The sequence below is a fragment of the Martelella mediterranea genome (genome assembly GCF_021021415.1).
GTDB classification, from domain to species: Bacteria; Pseudomonadota; Alphaproteobacteria; order Rhizobiales; family Rhizobiaceae; genus Martelella; species Martelella mediterranea_C.
The window spans coordinates 1-25,816 of the sequence record NZ_JAINWJ010000023.1; the positions used below are offsets into that span (position 1 = coordinate 1).

The following is a 25,816-nucleotide window of genomic DNA, read 5'->3' on the forward strand; positions in this document are numbered from 1 at the left end:
CCGCTTTAACAATAGGCCGTTTTCAACAAACAATCCTCGGCCTTGTGCCGAGGATCTAACTACCGCTCCACGCGAGCGGAGTTGGCGTTTCTGAGGAGATTGTATTTAAATAGTTTTTTTGGTCCGAGACGCTTGTCGTGGTCATATGTGCTTAGACCCTCGGGTCAAGCCCGAAGATGACTCAGAAATGAAAAGCAGAGTGAAGTGCCCTCTATCAACCGACCCGCCGCATCGCCGGCGGGTTTTGTTTTTGCGCGGAAAGCGCCGGCGGCGGGCGGGCGTTGCACACTAAATCGGCGAAGTATTGCGGAACTGCCTGTTTTTCGGCGCGTTTCTGTGAAGGAGCACTTTAAAAATGGTTGTCGCGCGGCAAGGCATGGTCCTTGCATTGCTGACGATGTTGTATTGATATGTAAGAATAACAATCGGGGGATGAACGCTTTGGCATTCGATGAAATGATGACCGCGGACAACCAGCCGCGCGCGCCCTACCAGGATTATTACGACTGGTACAGCCAGCAAAATCCTGCATCATTGATCGCTAAATCCCGAGATGCCGAAAACATATTCCGCAAGACGGGCATCACCTTTGCCGTTTACGGCCATGCCGACAGTTCGGAAAAGCTGATCCCCTTCGATATCGTTCCGCGCATCATCGCCGGGCGCGAATGGCGCAAGCTGGCCGCCGGCATCGAGCAGCGCGTGATCGCCCTTAATGCCTTCCTGAAGGACATCTACCACAAGCAGGAAATCATCAAGGCAGGCCGCCTGCCGCGCCGGCTGATCGAGGAGAACGACGCCTTCCTGCCGCAAATGATCGGCTTCGAGCCCCCCGGCGGGGTCTATACCCATATCGTCGGCACCGACATCGTGCGCACCGGCGAGGACCAGTTCTACGTGCTGGAGGACAATGCCCGTACGCCCTCCGGCGTCTCCTACATGCTGGAGAACCGGGAAACCATGATGCAGATGTTTCCCGAACTGTTCTACAAGAACCGCGTGCGACGGGTGGAGGACTACCCACAGCTTCTGCGCCAAAGTCTTGCAACGCTGGCGCCACCCGGCTTTGCCGGCACCCGCCCGCGCGTGGCGGTGCTGACCCCCGGTATCTATAATTCCGCCTATTACGAGCACTCCTTCCTCGCCGACATGATGGGCGTGGAACTGGTCGAGGGATCGGACCTGCGCGTCATCGACGGCAAGGTGCAGATGCGCACCACGCGCGGCTACCAGGCGATCGACGTGATCTACCGCCGCGTCGATGACGACTTCCTCGATCCGCTGACCTTCCGCCCGGATTCGGCGCTCGGCATTCCCGGCATCATGGATGTCTACCGCGCCGGCAACATCACCATCGCCAACGCGCCGGGCACCGGCATTGCCGATGACAAGGCGATCTATTCCTACATGCCGGAGATCGTCGAATTCTACACCGGCCAGAAACCGCTTCTGGAGAACGTGCCGACATGGCGCTGTTCGGAACCGGAAAGCCTCGCCTATGTGCTCGACAACATCGCCGACCTCGTGGTCAAGGAGGTCCATGGTTCGGGCGGCTACGGCATGCTGGTCGGCCCGACGGCAAGCAAGAAGGAGCTTGAGGATTTCTCCGCCAAGCTGCGCGCCCGGCCGGGGAACTACATCGCCCAGCCCACGCTGTCGCTGTCGACCGTGCCGATCCTCGTCAAGAAGGGCATCGCGCCGCGCCATGTCGACCTTCGTCCCTATGTCCTGGTTTCCGATCGCGTCCGCATCATGCCCGGCGGGCTGACGCGCGTGGCGCTGAAGGAAGGCTCGCTGGTGGTCAATTCCAGCCAGGGCGGCGGAACCAAGGACACCTGGGTGCTGGAGGACTGATCATGCTCGGAAAAACCGCAAACGGCCTCTACTGGATGTTTCGCTATATCGAGCGCGCGGAGAACATGGCCCGGCTGATCGATGCCGGCCAGCGGGTGTCGCTGACCCGCTCCAAGGGCGCCGACGACTGGGACGGCATCCTGCAGAGCGCCGGCGTTCAGGAGGCCTATTTCGAGGTCTACGACAAGCTGACGGCCGATAACGCCATCGACTTTCTGCTGCGCGACCGCCGCAATCCCTCCAGCGTCGTCTCCTGCATCGATTCCGGCCGCCAGAACGCCCGCATGGTGCGCACCGCGCTGACCCGGGAAACCTGGGAAGCGACCAACGAGTGCTGGATCGACACCCGCGCGCTGCTGGGCGCCAAGGTGAAGCCGGCCGACCTGCCCAAGGCGATCGACGTGATCAAGCACCGGACCGCGCTGATCCGCGGGGCCTTCCACGGCTCGATGCTGAGGAACGAGATCTATAATTTCGCCCATATCGGCACCTTCATCGAGCGCGCCGACAACACCAGCCGCATTCTGGACGTGAAATATTACGTGCTCCTGCCTTCGGTGCACCATGTCGGCACCTCGCTCGACAATCTGCAGTGGGAATCGATCCTGCGATCGGTCTCCGCCCACCGCGCCTATGGCTGGGTGCATAACGGCGAATACCGGCCGAGCGAGATCGCCGAGTTTCTGCTTCTGGACGTGCAGCTTCCGCGCTCGCTCGCCTATTGCTACGAGAAGATCGTGCTGAACCTCGACTACCTGGCCGCCGATTATGGCGCCCGGGTGCAGGCGCACGAAACCGCCCATGCGATCCGCAACACGCTGAGAACGCAGAAGATCAAGACGATCATGGATAACGGCCTGCATGAATTCCTGGAGGATTTCGTCAGCCGCAACAATATCGTCAGCCAGCAAATCAGCGAGGGGTATCGCTTCTACGTCTGACGCAGAAGCGTGAAAAGGGACAGGAAACTATGCTTTTGAACATCAGCCATGTGACTGAATACAGTTACGACGAGCCGGTTCAGTTCTCCCTGCAGCGGCTGCGGCTGACGCCGGTGAGCGCCGCGAGCCAGACCGTGAAGGACTGGACGGTATCAATCGAGGGCGCCAAGAGCGAGGTTGCCTATATCGACCAGTATGAAAACCATGTCCGCCTCGTCTCGGTGGAAGGCGACCACAAGACCGTGCGGCTGACTGCGGCAGGCGTGGTCGAAACCCGCGATACCGACGGTATTTTCGGTCCGGCCTCGCCCGATATTCCGCTCTGGCTGTTCCTGCGGCCGACGCCGCTGACGATGGCGGAAGAGCCGATCAAGGCGCTTATCGCCCGCCTTGAAGGCGATTCCGATCTCGCCCGGCTGCACGATCTGATGGCCATCCTGCACAAGTCGATGACCTTCAAGCCCGGCTCCACCTCGATTGCGACCACCGCCGCCGAGGCGCTGGAAAACAAGGAAGGCGTCTGCCAGGACTACGCCCATATTGTGATCGCCGCGGCGCGCGCGATGAAGGTGCCGGCGCGCTATGTCTCGGGCTATCTCTATATGGAGGAAGGCCCCAACCAGACCGCAAGCCACGCCTGGGCGGAATGCTATCTGGAGGGCCTCGGCTGGGTCGGCTTCGACGCCGCCAACAAGGTCTGCCCGGACGAACGCTACGTCCGCGTCGCCACCGGCCTCGACTACCGCGACGCCGCCCCCGTCTCCGGCATGACCATCGGCGGCGGCCGCGAAACGCTCGAGGTAAAGCTCAGCGTGGCCGGCCAGAGCCAGTCGCAGAGCCAGAGTTGAAATCGATGCCGCTTGCCCCAAACAATCTCTCCCCTTGAGGGAGAGATGCCCCGACAGGGGCGGAGAGGGGTGAACCCTTTCCTCATACTCGGAGTTTGCGGCTTATGCCCATACCCCTCTCTGTCGCTTTCGCGACATCTCCCCCTCAAGGGGGGAGATCGTGGGCTGATAGGTCTTGCCTCAGGGTTCAAACGCTACCCGGATAGTTCGGGCTTTCGCGGGTGATCGTCACGTCGTGGGCGTGGCTTTCGCGCAGGCCCGCGTTGGAAATCTGGACGAAGGTCGCCTTTTCCTGGAAGTCGGGGATGGTCTTGCCGCCGACATAGCCCATGGCGGCGCGCAGGCCGCCGCCGAGCTGGTGCAGCACCGCGCCGGCCGGGCCCTTGTAGGGCACCTGGCCTTCGATGCCTTCGGGCACCAGTTTCAGCGTATCGCGCACCTCCGCCTGGAAATAGCGGTCGGCGGAGCCGCGCGCCATCGCGCCGACGGAGCCCATGCCGCGATAGGCCTTGAACGAGCGGCCCTGGTAAAGGAACACCTCGCCCGGGCTTTCATCGGTACCAGCAAGCAGCGAGCCGACCATGACGGCATCCGCGCCGGCGGCGATCGCCTTTGCCATATCGCCCGAAAACTTGATGCCGCCATCAGCGATCACCGGAATGCCCGCCGCGCGCGCGGCCTCGGCTGCGGCCATGACGGCTGCCAACTGCGGCACGCCGACGCCGGCGACAATGCGGGTGGTGCAGATCGAGCCCGGCCCGATGCCGACCTTGACGGCATCCGCGCCGACATCGATCAGCGCCTTGGTACCGTCCGACGTCGCGACATTGCCGGCCATGATGCGCACCGAATTCGACAGCGTCTTCACCCGGCCGACCGCATCCAGAACCTTCTGCGAATGGCCGTGGGCGGTGTCGATCACGATCAGGTCGACGCCTGCATCGACCAGCATTTCGGCGCGCTGATAGCCATCATCGCCGACCGAAATCGCGGCAGCAGCCCGGAGCCGGCCCTGCGCATCCTTGGAGGCATTGGGGTTGAGCTGCGATTTCTCGATATCCTTCACGGTGATCAGGCCGACGCAATGGCCGCGATCGTCGACCACCAGCAGTTTCTCGATGCGGTGGTGGTGCAGCAGGCGCTTGGCTTCCTGCTGCTCGACCGTCTCGCGCACGGTGATCAGGTTTTCGCGCGTCATCAGCTCATAGATGCGCTGTTCGGGATTGGAGGCGAAGCGGACGTCGCGATTGGTGAGAATGCCGACAAGCCGGCCCGATGTGTGGCCGTCGCTGGTGCCCTGCTCGACCACCGGAATGCCGGAGATGTGATGGGCCTTCATCAGCGCCAGCGCTTCGGCGAGCGTGGCGTCGGGACCGATCGTCACCGGATTGACGACCATGCCGCTTTCGAACTTCTTGACCTGGCGAACCTGCTCGGCCTGTTCATGGGGCGAAAGGTTGCGGTGGATGACGCCGATGCCGCCGGCCTGCGCCATGGCGATGGCAAGCCGGGCCTCGGTCACGGTATCCATGGCGGAAGAGAGGATCGGCAGGTTGAGGTGGATGTCCTGGGCGATCGTGGTCGAAACATCGACCTCGCCCGGCATGACCTCGGAATGACCCGGCTGCAGCAGCACATCGTCGAAGGTGAGCGCCTGCATGCCGGTCGCGGCCTGAATGATTTGCGCCATGGCCAATTTCCTTTTCAAAATACGAAATGGCCCGGAAGGATTTCCCCATCCGGTCCCTTGCAAGATAATCCTGGAAGTTGGCGAGTGCTCGTAACACGAAGATGACGGCTTGGAAATAGCAATCCGCAGCCATGACTGCGGATTGCAGGGTTTTCCAGCAAAGCCGTGGCGCTATTGAGGTCTCAAAGCGCGAACTGGTAGGTTTTCGGCATGAACATATAGCCTTGGTCAGTCTTCTCGACATAGCCGACCGAGGGGAACGGCATGTGATAGCCGAGGAACGGGATTTTCTCCGCCGCGACCATGTCGAAGACTTGGCGACGAGTCGCCGCCGCCATCTCCTTGTCCATGTCGAACCGCACCTGCCAGTCCGGCCGCTGCAGCGAAAGCACGTAGTGATTGGCGGTGTCGGCGGTGAGCAGCAATTGCCGACCGCCCGATTCGAGCATGAAGATCATGTGGCCCGGCGTATGGCCGAAAGCCTCCATGGCGGTGATGCCGGGCGCCACCTCATCGCCGCCCGTGATGAACCGCGCCTGATCGGCGAGCGGGACGATCAGTTTCGTGACGCTTTCATGCCCGCCTTCCGCCGGCGTGCCGACGCGGGCCTCATCGCTCCAGAAGGCATATTCCTTGTCGCCGAACACATAGCTGGCATTGGGAAAGGCCGGTCCACCCTCCTCCATCAGCCCGTTGATGTGGTCGCCATGCATATGGGTGATCACCACGACATCGATATCGCCGGGCTGATAGCCATTGGCCTTCAGGCCCGCCATAAGCTGCCCCGCGCCCCAGGAGCGACCGGCCGGGCCCATGCCGGTGTCGAACAGGATCGTCTGCTCGCCGGTATCGACCAGCACCGGCGCGAAGCCGTTCACCATCTTGTCCTCAGGCAGGAAGTTTTCTTCCAGCAGTGCCGCGACGGTTGCCGGATCCTGCCCCGTGCCGAAGGTATCGCCCGGATTTTCCATCACGCGGGTGCCGTCCTCGACCACGACCAGCTTGAAATCGCCGAGGTTGAAGCTGTCCGCCCGGGGACCCCGCGACGTTTCCATCGTCTCTCCGTCGGCGGCGATCGCGCTGCCGCCTCTGGCGATAAAGGGCGCGGCAAGTGCGGTAATGCCGGCTGTCGCCATCAGGCGGCGGCGGTGAATGCCATTGTCTTCTGCCATCATCGTCCTCCTTGAAATAAAAACACTGACTTTGGGGAGAAAACCACGGTTTCAAGACAATGAGTCCATTTCGGCCGCGCTCGGGTCTCACTTTTGCGTGAAACGCCGCGTGATTATCGTTTGGCGTTTCGGACGGTGGGGTCTAATAAGTATGCCTTTCGCATGTTTTTGACAGAGAAGTCCCGTCTATGAATCCCGTCGTTCCGCTCATCATGGCTGTTGCCCTGTTCATGGAAAACATGGATTCAACGGTGATATCCACGGCGCTGCCGGCGATCGCCGCCGATCTCAATGTCGGGCCGATCACGCTGAAACTGGCGCTGACGACCTATATGGTGGCGCTGGCGATCTTCATTCCGGTCTCCGGCTGGATGGCCGACCGTTTCGGCGCCGCGCGGGTGTTTCGCTCCGCGATCCTCGTGTTCCTGCTGGGCTCGGTGGCCTGCGCCGTCTCCGGCAATCTGCTGGAATTCGTCGGCGCCCGCTTTCTGCAGGGCATGGGCGGGGCGATGATGACGCCGGTGGGCCGTCTCGTGATCCTGCGCACCACCGACCGCTCCGAACTGGTGCGCGCCATGGCGCTGTTGACGATCCCGGCGCTGGTCGGGCCGATGGCGGGCCCGCCGGTGGGCGGCTTCATCACTACCTATTTCTCCTGGCACTGGATCTTCCTGATCAATGTGCCGATCGGCATTGTCGGTCTCATCATGTCGGCCATATTCCTGCCGACGATCAAGGATGAGCCGACGTCGAACCTCGACTGGATGGGCTTCTTCCTGGTGGCGACCGCCGCTTCCGGCATCGTCTTCGGCATGTCGGTGATCTCGCTACCGGCCCTGCCGCCGTCAACCGGGATCATCACCACCTTGATCGGCATCGCGGCAGCACTTGCCTATCTCTGGCACGCACGGCGCAAGGCCAATCCGCTCCTGAACCTGAAGCTGTTCCAGACGCCGACCTATCGCGCGGCGGTGGGCGCCTCGGCCTTCTTCCGGATGGCGACCGGCGCGTTTCCGTTTCTGATGCCGCTGATGCTGCAGCTCGGCTTCGGGCTCAACCCGTTCCAGTCCGGCATGATCACCTTTGTCGGCGCGGTCGGCGCGCTGGTGATGAAGTTCGTAGCGCCGCGCGTCTTTGCCGCCTACGGTTTCCGCACCGTGCTGATGGTTGCAGCACTCGGCGCCTCGCTGCTGACGATGAGCTTCGCCTTCTTCGAGGCGACGACGCCCTACATCATCATTGTCACGCTGCTGTTTGCCACCGGGCTCTGCCGCTCGTTCTTCTTCACCGGCGTCAACGCGCTCGGCTATGCCGATATCGAGCCGGCGCAGGCAAGTCAGGCAACGGCTTCGACCTCGATGTTCCAGCAGGTCAGTCTCGCGCTTGGCGTCGCCTTCGCCGCAACCATCCTCGAGGTCACGGGCTGGATTACCGGCGAAGGCCTGACGGTCCAGCACTTCCACATCGCCTTTTTCGTTGTTTCCTTCATTTCGCTGGCCGCGATCATTCCGCTGTTGCGGCTTGACGCCGACAGCGGCTCCGCCGTTTCCGGTCACAGACGGCTGAAGCCGGAGGCCAGCGGCGAAGCGGCCGAATGAGTTCGCAAAACGCCAAAACGAATATTTTCGAACATTTTCTTTGACAAAACGAATGTATCCGCGCATGCTTCCCCCGTTCACCAGCGGGAGCGCGCATGTCGGAACCTGTCGACATTTTTGTTATCGGCGGCGGCGTCAATGGCGTCGGCGTGGCGCGTGATGCCAGCGGGCGCGGACTGACAGTGGCGCTCGCGGAGATGCACGACCTTGCCTCGGCCACCTCCTCGGCTTCGACCAAGCTCTATCATGGCGGGCTGCGCTATCTCGAATATTACGAATTCCGGCTGGTGCGCGAGGCGCTGATCGAACGCGAGGTGCTGCTGAAGGCGATGCCGCACATCGCATGGCCGATGCGTTTCGTGCTGCCGCACCACAAGGGCCTGCGCCCCTGGTGGCTGGTGAGACTCGGCCTGTTCCTCTACGACCATCTCGGCGGGCGCAAGATCCTGCCCGCCACCAAGGCGCTCGATCTTTCCCGCGACGAGGCCGGCAAACCGCTCAAAAACGAATATCGGCGCGCATTCGAATATTCCGACTGCTGGGTGCAGGATGCCCGCCTTGTTTCGCTGATGGCGCGCGATGCCGCCGCGCGCGGTGCGCGGATCATGACCCGCACGCGGGTGACCGGGGCCGAACAGGTGGCGGGTGAGGATGGTACGACGCTGTGGAAGATCTCTCTTGAAAATGCCGCCGGCCCGCAGCCGCCGGTCCATGCCCGCGCGCTGGTGAATGCCGGCGGGCCCTGGGTCGCCGATCTGCTGAAAGACACGCTCGGCATCGAGACGAAGGAAAAAGTGCGCCTCGTGCGCGGCAGCCATATCGTCACCCGCAAGCTTTACGACCATGACCGCTGCTACTTCTTTCAGGGCTCCGACGGCCGGATCATCTTCGCGATCCCCTACGAGCAGGATTTCACCCTGATCGGCACCACCGATCAGGACCACCACGGCCCGGCGAGCGAAGCGAAATGCACGCCCGAGGAGGCGGACTATCTCTGCCGCTTCGCCTCGGAATATTTCGAAAAGCCGGTCACGACCGACGATATCGTGTGGACCTATTCCGGCGTCCGTCCGCTTTATGATGATGGCGCTTCCTCCGCCACCGAGGCGACGCGGGATTATGTGCTTTCGCTGCGCAAGGAAGGCGCGCCGCTACTCAGCGTCTTCGGCGGCAAGATCACCACCCATCGCAAGCTTGCCGAGGCGGTTATCCACAAGCTGTCCCACTATTTTCCACAGGCGGGCGACGACTGGACGGCAACATCGACATTGCCCGGCGGCGACTTTCCGGTTGCCGACACGGCGGCCATGCCCGACAGGCTCGTCCGCGATTACCCCTTCCTCGACCGTGCCGCTGCCTTGCGACTGATCCGCAGCTATGGCAGCGAATGCTGGGACGTGCTTGGCGATGCAAAAACGCCCGCCGATCTCGGTCGCGATTTCGGCGCCGGGCTTTACGAGGCCGAGGTGCGCTGGCTGATGGAAAAGGAATTTGCCGTCACGGCGGAGGATATCGCCTTTCGCCGCACCAAGTGCGGCCTTAGGATGAGCAGCGAGGAAATCGCGGCGCTTGACGATTGGCTGAAGGCGGTCGATTGAAGGCAAGCGCCGTGCAGTAAAACGGGGAGGAGAAACCCATGGGCCATATTCTGGCAATTGACCAGGGCACGACATCAAGCCGGGCCATTATCTTCGATGACGCAATGAAGATCGTGGCATCCGCCCAGGAGGAGTTTCCCCAGCATTATCCCGCTTCCGGCCATGTCGAGCACAATCCCGCCGACATCTGGTCGACGGTCGCCGCCACCTGCCGCGAGGCGATCGAGCGCGCCGAGGTCGCGACCTCCGATATCGCCGCGATCGGCATCGCCAACCAGCGCGAGACTGTGATCGTCTGGGACCGTGACACCGGGCGACCGATCCACAATGCCATCGTCTGGCAGGACCGGCGCACCGCCGAGAGCTGCGCGAAACTGCGCGAGGACGGCCATGAAGGTTTCATCACGTCGGCCACCGGCCTGCTGCTCGACCCTTATTTCTCGGCCACCAAGCTCGCCTGGCTGCTCGACAATATCGAGGGCGCGCGCCGGCAGGCGGAAGACGGCAAGCTCGCCTTCGGCACGGTCGACACCTATCTGATCTGGCGGCTGACCGGCGGGCGCTCCCATGTGACGGACGCCACCAATGCGGCGCGCACCATGCTCTACAATATCGACAAGGGCGAATGGGACGCCGATATCTGCAAGCTCCTTGATATCCCGCAGGCGATCCTGCCGGAGGTGAAGGACTGCGCCGCCGATTTCGGCATGACGCGCGCCGATCTGTTCGGCCGCGAAATCCCGATCTACGGCGTTGCCGGCGACCAGCAGGCGGCAACCATCGGCCAGGCCTGTTTTACGCCCGGCATGCTGAAATCCACCTATGGCACCGGCTGTTTCGCGCTGCTCAACACCGGCGACAGGATGGTTCAGAGCAAGAACCGCATGCTGACCACCATCGCCTACCAGTTTGACGGCCAGCCCACCTATGCGCTTGAAGGCTCGATCTTTATCGCCGGGGCGGTGGTGCAATGGCTGCGCGACGGGCTGAAGGTGATCCGCCATGCCGGCGAGACCGATGCGCTGGCAAAATCCGCAGATGCCGGGCAGACGCTCTACATGGTGCCGGCCTTCACCGGCCTCGGCGCGCCCTATTGGGATGCCGAAAGCCGCGGCGCGATCTTCGGGCTGACGCGCAATTCCGGCCCCGCCGAATTCGCCCGCGCCGCGCTTCAAAGCGTCGGCTACCAGACCCGCGACCTCCTGGAAGCGATGCAGGATGACTGGGGCAGCGCCGACAGCGCCAATATCCTGCGGGTCGATGGCGGCATGAGCGCCAATGACTGGACCATGCAGTTTCTCTCCGACATTCTGGGCGTTCCCGTCGACCGACCCAAAGTGGTCGAAACCACCACGCTGGGTGCCGCCTGGCTCGCCGGCAGCCGGGCTGGAATCTACCCCGATCGCGAGGAATTCTCGAAAATCTGGGCGCTCGACCGCCAGTTCACCCCGTCAATGGACGAGGCCACCCGCGAGCGGCTCTACAAGGGCTGGAAAAACGCCGTCAACCGCACACTCGGGGCGATTTGAACGCCTTTCCCAACGCACGCACTTTTCAATGGACCACCTGCCTCTCCCGCGTCGTCCTCGGGTTTGACCGGAGGATCCAGGCCGTCTCGCATCGACTAAAAAATACCCTTCTGATCAACGGCTTGCGCAGTATGGATGCTCGGGTCAAGCCCGAGCATGACCCCTGTGGGGGCTGCGTGAGACAAAACGCTGTGGCCGCGGCCTAGTCAGCAGTCTCACTACTCCGCAAACAGATACTGCATGGTGACGAGGTCGAGCCAGCGGCCGAACTTGGTGCCGACCTCAGGGTAGCGGCCGGTGTGGAAGAAGCCGAGCTTTTCATGCAGCGCGATGGAGCCGGCATTACCGGCCTCGATGGCGGCGATCATCGCATGAACGCCCGCCTTTTTCGCATAGGCGAGCAAAGCCTCCATCAGCGCCCGGCCGATGCCGCCGCCGCGCGCATCGCTGCGCACATAGACGGAATGCTCCACCGTGTGGCGATAGCCGTCAAAGGCGCGCCAGTCGCCATAGCTCGCATAGCCGAGGACCGTGCCGTCGCGCTCGGCCACAAGCACCGGAAAGCCCTTGGCGCGGCGCGCGGCCAGCCAGGTCTGGCGGTTGTCGAGATCGACCACGATCTCGTTCCAGATCGCGGTCGAATTCATGACAGCGTCGTTGTAAATCTCGAGAATGGCCGGAAGATCGGCCTCCACGGCATCGCGTATCAGCATGGGCTCACCTGAATTGGGTCTGACCCGGCTCTACAACGCCGCGAGAGGCTCGTCCACGCGCTTCAATTCTCCTGCCAGGAATTTTCGAGATAGATATACTGGCCGGCCGTCATCTCGAGCAGGCAACCCGACGCGAGCGTCGAAGCGATCGTGCCGCCCATGCCGAGCGCATACTGAAAGGTGCAGGACGCGTCGCGGAAGGTGATCCAGGCGCGCTGCATGTCGCGCAGGCTGTCGGCGATCTTGTACATGATGCGCGGATCGTCCGCGTTCATCTTGTCGAACTTTTCGGCGCGCGCCATCAGTTCCTTGTAGGTCGCGTTCAGCTTCGCGTCCCAGAAGTCGGTTTCCTTGCCCGTACATTCCGCCATGCCGACGGTGGTCGAGCCATAATCCGAGGCATCGACGCATTTTGCCGTCGCAAGCCCGATACAGGCGCGCATCGCATCCGCCGTATCGGCCGCCGCAAGGCAATCCGCCGTCGGCGCGTCGGAATACTTGACCTCTTCATCCTGAGCGAAAGCCGATCCGGCCAGCATCAATGCCGCCGCCAAACTCAAACCAAACGCCTTCATGATCGCCGCTCCTCATGTTCGCAATGCGCATCATATTGAGCGAGAGGCGGGTCCGTGTCAAAACGATCATTCAGCCGGCGACCGCGCTTTCCGCAGTTATGTGCCCCCAATTCGGTTGCCCGGTCTTGAAGTCCTGTTGACGGAGCGTGTAGAGCGCCACATTCCTACCGCACTCGGCACTGAAAGCCGACATCAACCTTACCGTTCTTATGGAGTCGCAACGATGCGAGCGCTCAGCCTCTTCGCTTTAGCTGTTCCGCTGTTTTCCCAGCCGAGTCTGGCCGAGCTTGCGGACAAGACCGCGCCTCTCGCCGATTGTGCTGCGCTTCTCGCCTCCATTCCGGACGTTAAGACCACACAAGATACCCTTATCGAAGATGTCGATGGCGGCTGCCGCGCCACTGACCTGTCCTGGGTCGAGAGTTCATACATCCATTATAGAATTGATGAAGTCGTTCTGCTCAGTCCCGACCTCCCGCAAACCTTGCCGACCGCGAAGCTTTCCGCCGCTGCCGATCTGACGCTAAAGGGTCTGCGTATCGTGCCGCAAACGGGCTCACCGCTCCAGGATTACATCATCAGCCTCTCCAGTACCGGCATAGACCTTCACCTTGCCTACACGACCGATCCGACTGATCGCACCGGCGAGGTCGATTTCGAGCTCAGCGCCGGAAAGCTCGGCCGTCTCTCGCTATCAGCCGGTCTCTCGGACTTCGACAACAGCGATGTGCCGCTATCAAATCTGACCGAGGTCACTGGCACGCTCGATCATTTTGAGGCTTCTCTTGAAGACAACGGCCTCTTCGCCGGGCTCTTCGCGCCGCCCATCCTGAGCACCCTGCCTGCCGACCAGGACCCACGCCCCGCAATCGCGGCAGCTCAGGAGGCTGCGATTGCGATGCTTGCAAGCTGGCCTGAGACAACGATGCCCCCCGAATCATTGGCCGCACTCAGCGCGTTGATCCGGGCCTTCCCCAAACCGGAAGGCAGTTGGACGCTGAGCATCGACAGCGAACCCGGTCTCTCCCTGGAAAGTCTTTCCAGCGGAGACCTTTCCGCTCTCTCAGCCGCCATCGCAGGAACCAAGGTCACGGCCACCGGAACGCCTGCAGCGCCCTAACAACGTGGCTGCTCTAGAAATCAATTGTAACGGAGGGCGCGCTGCGTTTTGCCTCTCCCTGGTACACGGCCTCGATATTGTTGCCCTCGGGGTCGAGGACGAAGGCGGCGTAATAGGACGGATGATAGGCCCGCAGGCCGGGCGCGCCATTGTCACGCCCTCCATGCGCCAGCGCAGCGCTGTAGAAAGCGTCAACGGTCGCACGATCTTTCGCCTGGAAGGCGAGATGATGACGCCCGGTCAGTTGACCCGAAGCGGTTGCGCTGCCAACGGACGATACGACCAGTTCGTCTGCCATGAGGTAATCATCGCCCATGACGAAAACCGGTATGTCGAGTACCGACATGACCGCCTTGTAGAAGGTTTCGCTGGCCTTGAAATCGGGAACCACGAGCTGAACGTGGTCAATCAGACGACCGCGATGAAGCTGGTTTGTTGCCATGACCGGCCTTCCTTTTGAAGCGGGTCGAAGGCTTTGACCTTCAGGCCAATCAGCCTCCGCCCATCCGCCAGATCAAAGAGAAGCGGCGCATTTCTTGCAGAATGGCGTCTGCGGCACGACTTCCAGACGTTCCTCGGAGATCGGCTTGCCGCACTTCACGCATTTGCCGTAGGTGCCGGCCTCGATGCGCTGCAGGGCGGCTTCAAGCGCCTTCAACTCGTCCGAGCCGACATGGCCGAACTCTTCCAGCACCTCGTCGTTTTCGGCTTCCGTCGCCCGTTCCGCGCTGTCGGGATCGCGGGTGCGGCCGAGATCATCGTCGATCCGGTGCAGCCGTTTCAGGATTTCGGCCTGGCGCGTTTCCAGCACGGCCTTGTAATGTGCAACGTCCATGATTGTTCTCCTCGGCTGTCCGACCTGCCGGCCGGAAGCCCTCAATGATATGATTATCTGCGCACCAGCACCGAACAGACGGCGTGACGCACGACCCTGTCGGCGGTCGATCCCAACAGATAGTTCGAGAAATCCGGCCGATGCGAGGCGATGATGATCAGGTCCGCGCCCTGCTCCTTGGCGCAGGCGAGAATTTCGCGCGCCGGCGGGCCGCTGCGCAATTCGATCTCGGCATCGATGCCGGTGTCGTCGCGCAACTTCACGAGTTTGTCCTGCGCCTCGTCCGTGGCATTGGCGATGAGATCGGCCGGCATGTCGATCGCGAGGTAAGAAGGCACTTCCTCCACCACGTGGAGGAGTATGATCTTCCCGCCCTCGTCCAGAAGGCTGGCGGCTTTCCTGAAGATATCGGCGCCCTTGTCGAGGGTCGAAATATCGACAGGAACGATGATCTTCGTAAACATGACGTCTTGCTCCTCTGTGCAGAACTTATGGCTTCAATCTGCCCGTCCTGCCGGAGTGCGGCATTGACTAAGATCAATTCTGCGGACGCCGCGCGCCGCTTTCGGGAAACTGGTCGGGGTGAAGCGCGATCTCGCGTTCGATCAATGCCAGCACGCGCTTGACCGGCGGCGGCTGCAGCGCCGACACGCGCTGGATGATCGAATAGGCGCTGACATCGATGGCCTCGCGCACGGGCAGTTGGCAGATCGCCGCGCCGAGCTTGCCGCCGGCATGAAAGAAATCCGCCACCGGCCGGGCGACCGGCGTCACCGCGTCGGTCTCCGCGATCATGGCGAGCGAGAGCAGCGGCGATGTGGTGACCAGAACATGGCGGGGAAGCTGGAAGCCATTCGCCATCAGATGCGCCTCGACCGAGCGACGCAACGGCGTGCCGACCGGCTGCATCACCCAGTCATAGTCCAGGCACTCGCCGATCGAGATCGACTCCCGGCCGGCGAGCGGATGGTGCACGCCCGCGATCATGGTCACCGGTTCGACGCCCAGCGGCCGCATGGTCACGGATTTCGCGTCCATATCCTCCGGCAGGCGGCCGATGTAGAAATCGACAGCGTGGGAAAACAGCGCCTCGGCGAGCTTGTCCGAGGTATCGACCTGCACCGAAACCTCGATCTCGGGAAAATCTCTCCTGAGCTGCCGGATGACCGGCATGATCAGTTGCAGCGAGGGGCCGGTCACCGCGCCCATGCGCACCAGCCCGCGCGCGCCCTCGACGATCTGCGCGATCTCGCGATGGGCGTAATCGAGCTGGTTGAGGATCACCAGCGCCTGCTCGGCCATCGCCTGGCCGGCCTCTGTCAGTTCGACGCCGCGGCCGTGGCGTTCATAGAGCTTGGCGCCGACCGTATGCTCCAGTTCCGACAACAGCCGCGAGGCCGCCGACTGGGTCATGCCGAGCTGGGCGGCGGCCGATGATATCTGGCCCTTGCGGTCGAGCAACGCGATCAGACGCATCTGCGAAAACCGCAGTCCGCGCCGGATGAATTCGTCCTGTCCGCTGTAGCGCTCGCCGTCTGACGTCATATCCATACCATTTCTGCTATATCAGAAACACGATTATTCATTTGTCCCTATAGCGGTAAATTGCAACACTCCCCTCATCGCAAGGACATTTTTTGCGGGAAGCTTGGCCGGGAAACCTGCCGGTTGCCGCAAAACGCAACGGTCGTGGCGGGAGGACATGCCCCCGACCGTGCGGAATGTCTCGGCGTAGTGCCGGGTGGCTCGAAAGCGCCGCCGGCGTCTGCGGCAAAGCCTTGCCGCGTTCTGTTAACGGGAGGACATAACAGATGAAGTCTCTATTGCTTACAACCGTCGCCGCCATCACCATGACGGCAGCCGCCGCCTCGGCCCAGACCGTCGGCTTTTCGCAGATCGGCTCCGAATCGGGCTGGCGCGCAGCGGAAACCACGCTCACCAAGCAGCAGGCCGAAGAGCGCGGCATCGACCTGAAATTCTCCGACGCCCAGCAGAAGCAGGAAAACCAGATCGCCGCCATCCGCGCCTTCGTGGCCCAGGGCGTTGACGCCATCCTGCTCGCCCCGGTCGTCGCCACCGGCTGGGACAGCGCGCTGGAAGAAGCCAAGGATGCCGACATTCCGGTCGTCCTGCTCGACCGCCAGGTCGACAGCTCCGACGATCTCTATCTGACGGCGGTCGGCTCCAACCTCGTGCATGAGGGCGAAGTGGCCGGCGGCTGGCTGGTCGAAGAGGTCGGCGACAAGGATTGCCGCGTTGTGGAACTCCAGGGCACGACCGGCTCCTCGCCGGCGATCGACCGCGCCACCGGTTTCCGCAATGCGATCGAAGGTCATGACAATATCGAGATCGTCCGCAGCCAGACCGGCGACTTCACCCGTTCGCAGGGCAAGGAAGTTATGGAAAGCTTCCTGCAGGCGGAAAACGGCGGGGCCGACATCTGCGCGCTCTATGCGCATAATGACGACATGGCCGTCGGCGCCATCCAGGCGATCAAGGAAGCCGGCCTGAAGCCCGGTTCCGATATCCTGATCGTCGCGATCGACGCGGTTCCGGACTATTTCCAGGCCATGGCCGCCGGCGAGGCGAATGCCACGGTGGAACTGACGCCGAACATGGCCGGTCCCGCCTTCGATGCTCTGGAAGCCTACTGGGCCGACGGCACCATGCCGCCGAAATTCATCCAGACGGAATCGAAGCTCTACACCCAGGCAGACGATCCTGCGGGTGAGGCAGAGCGCCGCAAGAGCCTCGGCTACTAAGCCATCCTCCCGGGTGCGGTCGGGGTCATCGGGGTCCCGGCCGCCTCGGCACGCCTGAAGCATATTTCGGTCGGGCGCCTCGCCCGCCGAAAATGCTTGCAAGACAAAAGGCGCCGCGCGATCGATCCAGGGTGCTCGAAAATGCTTCTGACAATTCAAAACCTTACCAAGAGCTTCGTCGGCATGAAGGCGCTCGACGATGTCGATTTCGAGCTTGCCGCCGGTGAAGTGCACGCCCTGCTCGGCGAAAACGGCGCCGGCAAATCCACGCTGATCAAATGCCTGACCGGCGCCTACAGCCGCGACGAGGGCACGATCACGCTGGACGGCCAGACCATTTCCCCGCGTTCCACGCTGGAGGCCCAGGATCTCGGCATCGGCACGGTCTATCAGGAGGTGAACCTGCTAGCGAACCTCACGGTCGCGCAGAACCTCACCTTCGGCCGCGAACCGCGCCGTTTCGGCATCATCGACGGCGGAGCCATGCGCCGCGAGGCCGAAGCGATGATCGCCGGCTACGGTCTCGACATCGACGTCAATCGCGATCTCGGCAGCTATTCGGTCGCCGTCCAGCAGATCGTCGCCATCGCCCGCGCGGTGGCGCTTTCCGGCAAGGTGCTGATCCTCGACGAGCCGACCGCGAGCCTGGATGCCCGCGAGGTCGAGATGCTGTTCGACGTCGTGCGCAAGCTGCGCGACGAGGGCCTCGGCATCATCTTCGTTTCCCACTTCCTCGATCAGGTCTTCGCGCTCACCGACCGCGTGACCGTGCTGCGCAATGGCTGCAAGATCACCACCGAGAAGACCGCCGAGCTCGACCGGGTGCGGCTGATTTCCCACATGCTCGGCCGCGAGCTGGACGAGAGCGAAACAGACGCCCAGCGCCGCGGCACCGAGGGCCGGGTCGGCAGCGAACCGCTGATCAAGGTGCGCGATTTCGGCAAGCGCAATTTCATCGAACCCTTCGATCTCGATATCCATCGCGGCGAGGTGGTCGGCCTTGCCGGGCTGCTCGGCTCGGGCCGCACCGAAACCGCGGAACTGATCTTCGGCGTGCGCAGCGCCCAGTCCGGCTCGATCTCCGATGAAAACGGCAAGATCGCGATCGCCAATCCGCGCGACGCGATCGCGGCCGGCTTCGGCTTTGCGCCCGAGGACCGCAAGACCGACGGCATCATCGCCGATCTGTCTGTCCGCGAGAATATCACACTGGCGCTTCAGGCGCGGCGCGGCTGGGCCCGCCCGATCAGCCGCGCCGAGCAGGACCGGCTGGCCGCCGAATATATCGAGAAGCTCGATATCCGCACCTCCAGCGCGGAAAAGCCGATCGGCGAACTCTCCGGCGGCAACCAGCAGAAGGTCGTGCTCGCCCGCTGGCTTGCCATGAACCCGCGCTTCCTGATCCTCGACGAGCCGACGCGCGGCATCGATGTCGGGGCGCATGCCGAAATATTGCACCTGATCCAGGACATTACCGAGGAGGGCATGGCAATCCTGATCATCTCATCCGAGCTTGACGAACTGATCGCGGTTTCCGACCGCGTCATCGTCGTGCGCGACCGCCGCCATGTCGCCGAACTGACCGGCGCGGAGATCGCCACCGACAATATCGTCAAGACCATCGCCTCCTCGAAAAAGACGGAGGCCGTGTGATGCCCGCCGGACTGAAACGCGTTATCCCGCAACTGATCACGCTCGCGGTGCTGGTGGCCCTCGTCAGCCTGTTTTTCCCGAGCTTCCTGCAGATCGAATATTCGTCCGGCCGCTTCGTCGGGCCGGTGATCGATGTTCTGAAACGCGGCGCCCCGGTGGCGCTCTTGGCGATCGGCATGACGCTGGTGGTCGCCACCCGCGGCATCGACCTTTCCGTCGGCACCGTGATCGCGATTACCGGCGCGATGGCGGCCGCCACCATCGGCGCGGGCTACGGCCTTGCGGCGGCGATTGCCATGGCGGTTATCGCCGGGCTCGCGGCCGGCCTTTTCAACGGCGTGCTGGTGGCCTTCATCGGCATCCAGCCGATCGTCGCCACGCTGATCCTGATGATCTCCGGGCGCGGCATCGCGCAGTTGATCACCGAGGGGCGGATTCTCACCTTCAACCTGCCGAGCTTCGCCTTTCTCGGCTCCGGCTCCGTGCTGGGCATGCCGGTGCCCGTCTGGATCTGGGTGCTGACGGCGGCGCTTGCGATCCTGCTGGTGCGGCGCACCGCGCTCGGGCTCCTGATCGAGGCGATCGGTGTCAACCGGCGGGCAAGCGCGCTCGCCGGCATCAATGCCCGCGTCCTGCTGATCGCGGTCTACATGGCCTCCGGCTTCTGCGCGGCGCTTGCCGGCATCATCATCACCGCCGATATCCGCGGCGCGGACGCCAACAATGCCGGGCTCTGGCTCGAACTCGACGCGGTGCTCGCCACCGTCGTCGGCGGCAACTCCCTGATGGGCGGGCGGTTCTCGATCTCGGCGGCGGTGATCGGCGCGATGATCATCCAGACCATCGACACCGGCATTCTGCTCGCCGGCTTCCCCTCGGAATACAATCTGGTGATCAAGGCGGTGCTGGTGATCTTCATCCTGGTTCTGCAATCGCCCAACATCACCGGCGACCTGAAATATCTGAGGCAGAAACTGCTGGGCCGCAAGACCGCACAGGAGGCGGGAGAATGAGAAATCCGCGCCTCTATCCGCTCTACGCCACGATCGCGATCTTCATCGTCGCCTATGCGATCTGCTACATCCAGTTCCCGTTCATGCTGTCAACGCGGGTGGTGGGCAATTTGCTCACCGACAATGCCTATCTCGGCATCGTCGCCGTCGGCATGACGGTAGTGATCCTGTCGGGCGGCATCGATCTTTCGGTCGGTTCGGTGATCGCATTTTCCGGTGTGTTCATCTCGGTCCTGCTGCGCGACACCGGGCTGCATCCGCTCGTAGTGTTCGCGCTGCTGCTCGCCATCACCACGGCCTTCGGCGCGGCCATGGGCTGGCTGATCTACACGCTCGGCATGCCGGCCTTCATCGTCACGCTTGCCGGCATGTTCCTGGCGCGCGGCGTCGCCTATATGCTGACCATCGATTCCGTGCCGATCGACAATGAATTCTTCAACATGCTGCAGAAGACCTACTGGGTGATGCCCGGCAAGGGCCGGCTGACGCTGATCGGCATCGTCATGCTGCTTTCCTTCGTGGTCGGCCATCTGGTCGCGCACAAGACAAGGTTCGGCGCCAATGTGTTCGCGCTTGGCGGCGGCGAGCAGACGGCGCGGCTGATGGGCTCGCGGATCGGGCGCACCACGGTCTCGATCTACGCCTTTTCCGGCTTCATGGCCGGGCTTTCCGGCATCGTGTTCGCGATCTACACCGGTTCCGGTTATCCGCTCGCGACCGTCGGCACGGAGCTGACGGCGATTGCCACCGTCGTTATCGGCGGCACGCTTCTGACGGGCGGCGCGGGCTATGTGTTCGGCACGCTCTTTGGCGTTCTCACCATGGGCCTGATCCAGACCTACATCGTCTTCGACGGAACGCTTTCGAGCTGGTGGACCAAGATCGCCATCGGTATTCTTCTGCTCCTGTTCATCCTGCTGCAGAAGGGCTTGCTGCGCTTGACCACGGAGCGGGCAACAGCACAATGAAAACAACAGCACAGTCTCCGGCTTGCCGGGGACCCGCTAATAAGTGAATGGTTTAGGCGAGGCATCCATGTTCTCCATAGGTATCGATTACGGCACAAACTCGGTGCGTGCTCTGGTCGTCGGCTGCGATGACGGGTTTGAATACGGAACCCATGTCTTCGATTATCCAAGCGGCGATCAGGGCGTGTTGCTCGACGCCGATGATCCGCTGCTCGCGCGCCAGAGCCCCGCCGATTATCTGCAGGGCCTGGAAGCATGCGTTCGCGGCGCGCTGGAACAGGCGTCCCGGCACGAGAAGTTCGATGCCGCGAAGGTGATCGGCATCGGCGTGGACACCACCGGCTCCAGCCCGCTGCCGGTGAACGCCGAGAACGGCGCGCTGGCGATGGACCCGGAATTTGCCGACAATCTCAACGCCCATTGCTGGCTGTGGAAGGACCACACGAGCTGGCGCGAGGCCGAGAAGATCACCGCGCTCGGCAAGGCCGAACGGCCGCATTATCTCGCCATGGTCGGCGACACCTATTCATCGGAATGGTGGTGGTCGAAGATCTGGCACTGCCTGAATGTCGACCGCGCCGTGTTTGATGCGGCGGCCTCCTGGGTCGAGCTCGCCGACTGGATCCCCTCGGTGCTGGCCGGGGTAAAAGCCCCCGCCGATATCAAGCGCGGCGTCTGCGCGGCCGGCCACAAGGGGCTCTACAATCCCAAATGGGGCGGCCTGCCGGACAAGGAGTTCCTGGGCATGCTCGATCCCGCGATCGCCGACCTGCGCGACCGGCTTTACGATACCGCGCAGGACATCTCGGTGCCCGCCGGCACGCTATGCGCCGAATGGGCCGAGAAGCTCGGCCTGCCGGAAGGCATCGCGATCGCAACCGGCGCCTTCGACAACCATCTCGGCTCGATCGGCTGCGGCATCGAGGAAGGCATGCTGGTCAAGGTCATCGGCACGTCGACCTGCGACTGCGCGATCGTCGACATGTCGAAATCGGACACCATCCCCGGCCTTTGCGGCATTGTCGAAGGCTCGATCCTGCCGGGCTTCTACGGCATCGAGGCAGGGCAATCGGCGGTCGGCGATATCTTCAAATGGTGGGTCGAGCGTGTCTGCCAGGGCGGCCCGGAATTGCATGACGAGCTTTCCCGCGAGGCCGCGGGGATGAAGGCCGGGCAAAGCGGGCTTCTGGCGCTCGACTGGAACAATGGCAACCGCACCATTCTGGTCGACCAGCGCCTGACGGGTCTCATCCTCGGACAGACGCTCTATTCGACCCGCGCCGAGATCTATCGCGCGCTGGTGGAGGCCACCGCCTTTGGCGCGCGCGCCATCGTCGAGCGCATGACCGACTACGGCGTGCCGATCGACAAGGTCGTCTGCGCCGGCGGCATCGCCGAGAAGAACCCGATGCTGATGCAGACCTATGCCGACGTCATGAACCGGACGATGCTTGTGACCCGCTCGGCCCAGACCTGCGCGCTGGGCGCTGCCGTGGCCGCCGCCTCCGTCGCCGGCGCCCATGGGGACATCAAGGCGACCACGCGGGCGATGACCGGGCTGAAGGACATCCGCTACGACCCGATCCCCGAAAACGTCGCGATCTACGAGGAACTCTACGGTCTCTATTTGACGCTGCATGACGGTTTCGGCGGGATTACCCGCGATTCCGACCTGTCGAAGATCATGAAGGACCTGATCGAGATCCGCGACAGGGTTCGCGCCGCATAACACGGTGCCAGAAAGCGCCATACATTTGTTTCACGCGCGTCAGGCCGGGAAACGGCAACTTACCGACGCGCTCACATTCCGGAGGATAAACATGATCGGCCTCAAACCACTGAAGATCTGGTTCGTCTGCGGTTCGCAGCATCTCTACGGCCCCGAAACGCTCGCCCAGGTCGACGCTCAGTTCACCGAGATCGCCAACGCGCTGTCGACGGATGGCAACCTGCCGCTCGAAATCGTGCCTCAGCCCGTGGTCAAGAGCCCGGCGGAGGCGACCGAACTGGCGGTGCGCGCCAATTCCGATCCCGAATGCGGCGGGCTGATCCTGTGGATGCACACCTTCTCGCCGTCGAAAATGTGGATCCGCGGGCTCAACCTGCTCAACAAGCCGTTCCTGCACTTCCACACCCAATATGCCCGCGAATTGCCGTGGGATACGATCGACATGGACTACATGAACCTGAACCAGGCCGCCCATGGCGACCGCGAGGCGGGCTTCATCCACACCCGCATGCGGCTCGGCCGCAAGGTCGTCGCCGGCCATTGGACGGACAAGGAGGTTCATGCCCGCATCGACGCCTGGATGCGCGCCGCGCGCGCCTGGGACGACTGGCAGGGCGGCCGGTTCTGCCGCTTCGGCGACAATATGCGCGAGGTTGCCGTGACCGAGGGCGACAAGGTCGCCGCCGAAATGAAGCTCGGCTTTTCGGTCAACGGCTACGGCATCATGGACCTGGTCGATGTCATGAACACGCTCTCCGACGGCGATGTCGCCGATCTCGCGGCCAGCTACGAGAACGAATACAATGTTGCTGACGTTCTGAAAAAGGGTGGCGATCGCCATGACAGCCTGCTGAACGCCGCGCGTCAGGAACTCGGCCTCAAGACCTTCCTCGAGGCCGGCGGATTCAAGGGCTTTACCGACACGTTCGAGGACCTGCATGGCATGGAGACGCTGCCGGGCATGGCGACCCAGCGGGTGATGGCGGCCGGCTACGGCTTTGCCGGCGAAGGCGACTGGAAGACCGTGGCGCTGGTGCGCGCGCTGAAGGTGATGGGCCACGGCATGAGCGGGGCGACCTCGTTCATGGAGGACTATACCTACCACATGGCCCCCGGCCACGAGCAGGTGCTCGGCTCCCACATGCTGGAAATCTGCCCGTCGATCGCCGACGGCAAACCGTCGATCGAAATCCACCCGCTCGGCATTGGCGGCAAGGCCGATCCGGTGCGCATGGTGTTCAACGCCAGGCTCGGCCCGGCGCTGAACGCCAGCCTGATGGACATGGGCAACCGCTTCCGCCTGCTGGTCAACGAGGTGACCTCGGTGGAGCATCCCGACCTGCCGAAGCTCCCCGTCGCGCGGGCCGTGTGGGAATGCAAGCCGGACTTCAAGACCGCGCTTTCCGCCTGGATTCTGGCAGGCGGCGCGCACCACACCGCCTATTCCAACGACGTGACCACCGAAATGCTGGAGGATTTCGCCACCATGGCCGGGATCGAGCTTGCCGTCATCAATGACGACACGCGCCTCGACCGGTTCAAGCAGGATCTCCGCAACAACGAGATCTACTGGCATCTCGGCCTCGGCATCAAGGCTTGAGGAGGCAGGCATGTACAAGGAAATCCGGCGCGAGGCCTATGAGGCCAATATCGCGCTTCCGAAACAGGGGCTGATCAACCTGACCTTCGGCAATGCCAGTGCAGTCGACCGCGACAAGGCCGTATTCGCGATCAAACCGAGCGGGGTCGACTATGCCGACCTCACGCCCGGCAACATGGTGATCGTGGATTTCGAGGGGAATATCGTGGAGGGCAATCTGCGGCCCTCCTCCGATACACCCACCCACCGCCGCCTGTTCCTGGCCTTCGAGGAGATCGGCGGCGTGGTCCACACCCATTCCACCCGCGCCACCGCCTTCGCCCAGGCCGGCCGCGCCATCCCCAATTTCGGCACCACCCATGCCGACTACTTCTATGGCGAGATACCGGTCACCCGGAAGATGACGCCGGAGGAGATCGCATCCGCCTATGAATGGGAGACCGGGAACGTCATCGTCGAGCGGTTCAAGGACCTCAATCCGCTCGATTTTCCGGCCGTGCTCGTCAACCGCCATGCACCATTCACCTGGGGCAAGACCGTCGCCAAGGCCGTCGAGGTCGCCGTCGCGGTGGAATGCATCGCCGATATGGCGCTGTCATCGCTGCAGCTTGAGCCTGGCCTGAAGCCGATCGAACAGGAGCTGCTCGACAAGCATTTCCTGCGCAAGCACGGCGCGACCGCCTATTACGGACAGCCGGAATAGCACATGCGCCTGTCGGCCGGAAGGCTTCTTGCCCGCCGGCCCTGATCTCTGTTAGCGTCGGTGCATGTTTTCCGGTCGCGTCCGCGACCCATGCTGTCTTGCGCTGGAGGTGTCTGCCCGATGAAATCGCTACGCCGCCTGTTTTCCCGTCCCGGTCCGGCAAGTCCGGACCCACTGCCGCCATCCTTTCGCGGCGGCCTGCCGACGCCGGACGAGGGCTTTGCGGCGATCGGCGATGTTCACGGCTGCGTCGACGCGCTCGCGGCGCTGTGGGACAAGGTCGCCACCGCCGCGCCCGGGTTGAGGATCATCCATGTCGGCGACTATATCGACCGCGGCGAGGATTCCGCCGGCGTGTTGAGGATGCTCCACGAACGCCAGACGCATGACGGCGATATCCTCTGTCTCAAGGGCAATCACGAGGAGATGCTCCTCGACTTTCTGCGGGCGCCGGAGGAAAAGGGCGAGCGCTGGCTGCGCAATGGCGGACTGCAGACGCTGCAGAGCTTCACGGAAATTTCCCTCGGCAACGCGCTGACGGACCGCAATTTTTCCGTGGTTCGCGATGCCCTGGCCCAGCAGCTCGGCGACATGGCCGGCTTTCTGGAGGCAATGCCCCGGCTCTGGAAAAGCGGCAATGTCGCCGTGGTGCACGCCGGCGCCGACCCGCGCAAGCCGCTGGAGAACCAGCGCCCGGCCAACCTGACCTGGGGGCATCCGGCGTTCGGGCAACTGCCGCGCGAGGACGGCACATGGATCGTCCACGGCCATACCGTGGTCGACCGGCCAATCATGGCGAACGGGGTGATCTCGATCGATACCGGTGCCTATGCCAAGGGTCGGCTGACCGCCGCCATCATCCGGCCGGGGCGCGAGGTCGAGTTCGTGCAAGCCGCCGCGCAGCGACAGGGCTGA

23 protein-coding genes are annotated in these 25,816 nt (G+C 63.0%); 15 read left to right on the forward strand and 8 right to left on the reverse strand.

Annotated features, from left to right (window positions below; translation table 11 throughout):
- Nucleotides 1–441 precede the first annotated feature (441 nt).
- From K7H91_RS14790 to K7H91_RS14800, 3 genes are read left to right on the forward strand one after another with little or no spacing between them, the layout of a single operon-like run.
- Complete coding sequence (locus K7H91_RS14790) at nt 442–1,854, forward strand: circularly permuted type 2 ATP-grasp protein (protein ID WP_230721039.1); 1,413 nt, start codon at nt 442–444, stop codon at nt 1,852–1,854.
- A gap of 2 nt (nt 1,855–1,856) precedes the next feature.
- On the forward strand, nt 1,857–2,795 hold the full coding sequence (locus K7H91_RS14795; protein WP_230721040.1) for an alpha-E domain-containing protein: 939 nt from the start codon (nt 1,857–1,859) through the stop codon (nt 2,793–2,795).
- Nucleotides 2,796–2,824: 29 nt separating this feature from the next.
- Nucleotides 2,825–3,643, forward strand: coding sequence for a transglutaminase family protein (locus tag K7H91_RS14800; protein ID WP_230721041.1), 819 nt, complete (start codon nt 2,825–2,827; stop codon nt 3,641–3,643).
- A gap of 187 nt (nt 3,644–3,830) precedes the next feature.
- Here K7H91_RS14800 and guaB read toward each other — a convergent pair whose 3' ends face one another.
- Both guaB and K7H91_RS14810 read right to left on the reverse strand, forming a co-directional pair.
- Nucleotides 3,831–5,333, reverse strand: coding sequence for an IMP dehydrogenase (guaB, locus tag K7H91_RS14805; RefSeq protein WP_230721042.1), 1,503 nt, complete (start codon nt 5,331–5,333; stop codon nt 3,831–3,833).
- Nucleotides 5,334–5,515: 182 nt separating this feature from the next.
- Entirely contained in the window at nt 5,516–6,505 is a 990-nt protein-coding gene (locus K7H91_RS14810; protein WP_230721043.1) for an MBL fold metallo-hydrolase, read from the reverse strand.
- 188 nt (nt 6,506–6,693) lie between these two features.
- Here K7H91_RS14810 and K7H91_RS14815 point away from each other — a divergent pair, with 188 nt between their 5' ends.
- The 3 genes from K7H91_RS14815 (at nt 6,694) to glpK (ending at nt 11,230) form a co-directional block, all read left to right on the forward strand.
- A complete protein-coding gene (locus tag K7H91_RS14815; protein WP_230721044.1) occupies nt 6,694–8,103 on the forward strand; it encodes an MFS transporter in 1,410 nt (469 codons plus the stop codon).
- Nucleotides 8,104–8,198: 95 nt separating this feature from the next.
- Nucleotides 8,199–9,701 (forward strand): glycerol-3-phosphate dehydrogenase, encoded by a 1,503-nt coding sequence (gene glpD, locus K7H91_RS14820; protein ID WP_230721045.1) that lies wholly within the window; start codon nt 8,199–8,201, stop codon nt 9,699–9,701.
- Nucleotides 9,702–9,739: 38 nt separating this feature from the next.
- Nucleotides 9,740–11,230: a glycerol kinase GlpK gene (gene glpK / locus K7H91_RS14825; RefSeq protein ID WP_230721046.1), complete on the forward strand. Its 1,491-nt coding sequence runs from the start codon at nt 9,740–9,742 to the stop codon at nt 11,228–11,230.
- Between the two features lie 218 nt (nt 11,231–11,448).
- On the opposite strand, the gene K7H91_RS14830 is transcribed toward glpK, so the two are convergent.
- Together K7H91_RS14830 and K7H91_RS14835 are read right to left on the reverse strand one after the other, a co-directional pair.
- Nucleotides 11,449–11,943, reverse strand: coding sequence for a GNAT family N-acetyltransferase (locus tag K7H91_RS14830; protein WP_230721047.1), 495 nt, complete (start codon nt 11,941–11,943; stop codon nt 11,449–11,451).
- Between the two features lie 62 nt (nt 11,944–12,005).
- Entirely contained in the window at nt 12,006–12,518 is a 513-nt protein-coding gene (locus K7H91_RS14835) for a lysozyme inhibitor LprI family protein (RefSeq protein WP_230721048.1), read from the reverse strand.
- A gap of 223 nt (nt 12,519–12,741) precedes the next feature.
- Here K7H91_RS14835 and K7H91_RS14840 point away from each other — a divergent pair, with 223 nt between their 5' ends.
- Nucleotides 12,742–13,638, forward strand: a complete 897-nt coding sequence (locus K7H91_RS14840) for a hypothetical protein (RefSeq protein WP_230721049.1) — start codon at nt 12,742–12,744, stop codon at nt 13,636–13,638.
- Between the two features lie 13 nt (nt 13,639–13,651).
- On the opposite strand, the gene K7H91_RS14845 is transcribed toward K7H91_RS14840, so the two are convergent.
- From K7H91_RS14845 to K7H91_RS14860, 4 genes are all read right to left on the reverse strand, one after another.
- Nucleotides 13,652–14,080 (reverse strand): VOC family protein, encoded by a 429-nt coding sequence (locus tag K7H91_RS14845; RefSeq protein WP_230721050.1) that lies wholly within the window; start codon nt 14,078–14,080, stop codon nt 13,652–13,654.
- 72 nt (nt 14,081–14,152) lie between these two features.
- Nucleotides 14,153–14,473: a TraR/DksA family transcriptional regulator gene (locus K7H91_RS14850; protein WP_230721051.1), complete on the reverse strand. Its 321-nt coding sequence runs from the start codon at nt 14,471–14,473 to the stop codon at nt 14,153–14,155.
- A 53-nt stretch (nt 14,474–14,526) separates the two neighbouring features.
- Entirely contained in the window at nt 14,527–14,937 is a 411-nt protein-coding gene (locus tag K7H91_RS14855; protein WP_230721052.1) for a universal stress protein, read from the reverse strand.
- A 73-nt stretch (nt 14,938–15,010) separates the two neighbouring features.
- Nucleotides 15,011–16,024, reverse strand: coding sequence for a LysR substrate-binding domain-containing protein (locus K7H91_RS14860; protein WP_230721053.1), 1,014 nt, complete (start codon nt 16,022–16,024; stop codon nt 15,011–15,013).
- Nucleotides 16,025–16,284: 260 nt separating this feature from the next.
- Between K7H91_RS14860 and ytfQ the strand changes: the two genes are divergently transcribed.
- The 8 genes from ytfQ (at nt 16,285) to K7H91_RS14900 (ending at nt 25,816) form a co-directional block, all read left to right on the forward strand.
- Entirely contained in the window at nt 16,285–17,235 is a 951-nt protein-coding gene (gene ytfQ, locus K7H91_RS14865) for a galactofuranose ABC transporter, galactofuranose-binding protein YtfQ (protein WP_026173465.1), read from the forward strand.
- 141 nt (nt 17,236–17,376) lie between these two features.
- Complete coding sequence (locus tag K7H91_RS14870) at nt 17,377–18,888, forward strand: sugar ABC transporter ATP-binding protein (protein ID WP_230721054.1); 1,512 nt, start codon at nt 17,377–17,379, stop codon at nt 18,886–18,888.
- Nucleotides 18,888–19,901 carry an ABC transporter permease gene (locus K7H91_RS14875; RefSeq protein WP_018064762.1) on the forward strand — a complete coding sequence of 338 codons (1,014 nt, stop codon included), beginning with the start codon at nt 18,888–18,890 and terminating at the stop codon, nt 19,899–19,901. The genes K7H91_RS14870 and K7H91_RS14875 overlap by 1 nt, the downstream gene beginning before the upstream one ends.
- A complete protein-coding gene (yjfF, locus tag K7H91_RS14880) occupies nt 19,898–20,869 on the forward strand; it encodes a galactofuranose ABC transporter, permease protein YjfF (protein WP_230721055.1) in 972 nt (323 codons plus the stop codon). The genes K7H91_RS14875 and yjfF overlap by 4 nt, the downstream gene beginning before the upstream one ends.
- 67 nt (nt 20,870–20,936) lie before the next feature.
- Nucleotides 20,937–22,598: a ribulokinase gene (locus K7H91_RS14885; protein ID WP_230721056.1), complete on the forward strand. Its 1,662-nt coding sequence runs from the start codon at nt 20,937–20,939 to the stop codon at nt 22,596–22,598.
- 91 nt (nt 22,599–22,689) lie between these two features.
- Nucleotides 22,690–24,198 carry an L-arabinose isomerase gene (araA, locus tag K7H91_RS14890; RefSeq protein WP_230721057.1) on the forward strand — a complete coding sequence of 503 codons (1,509 nt, stop codon included), beginning with the start codon at nt 22,690–22,692 and terminating at the stop codon, nt 24,196–24,198.
- A 10-nt stretch (nt 24,199–24,208) separates the two neighbouring features.
- Nucleotides 24,209–24,901, forward strand: a complete 693-nt coding sequence (gene araD / locus K7H91_RS14895; protein WP_230721058.1) for an L-ribulose-5-phosphate 4-epimerase AraD — start codon at nt 24,209–24,211, stop codon at nt 24,899–24,901.
- Nucleotides 24,902–25,021: 120 nt separating this feature from the next.
- On the forward strand, nt 25,022–25,816 hold the full coding sequence (locus tag K7H91_RS14900) for a metallophosphoesterase (RefSeq protein WP_230721059.1): 795 nt from the start codon (nt 25,022–25,024) through the stop codon (nt 25,814–25,816).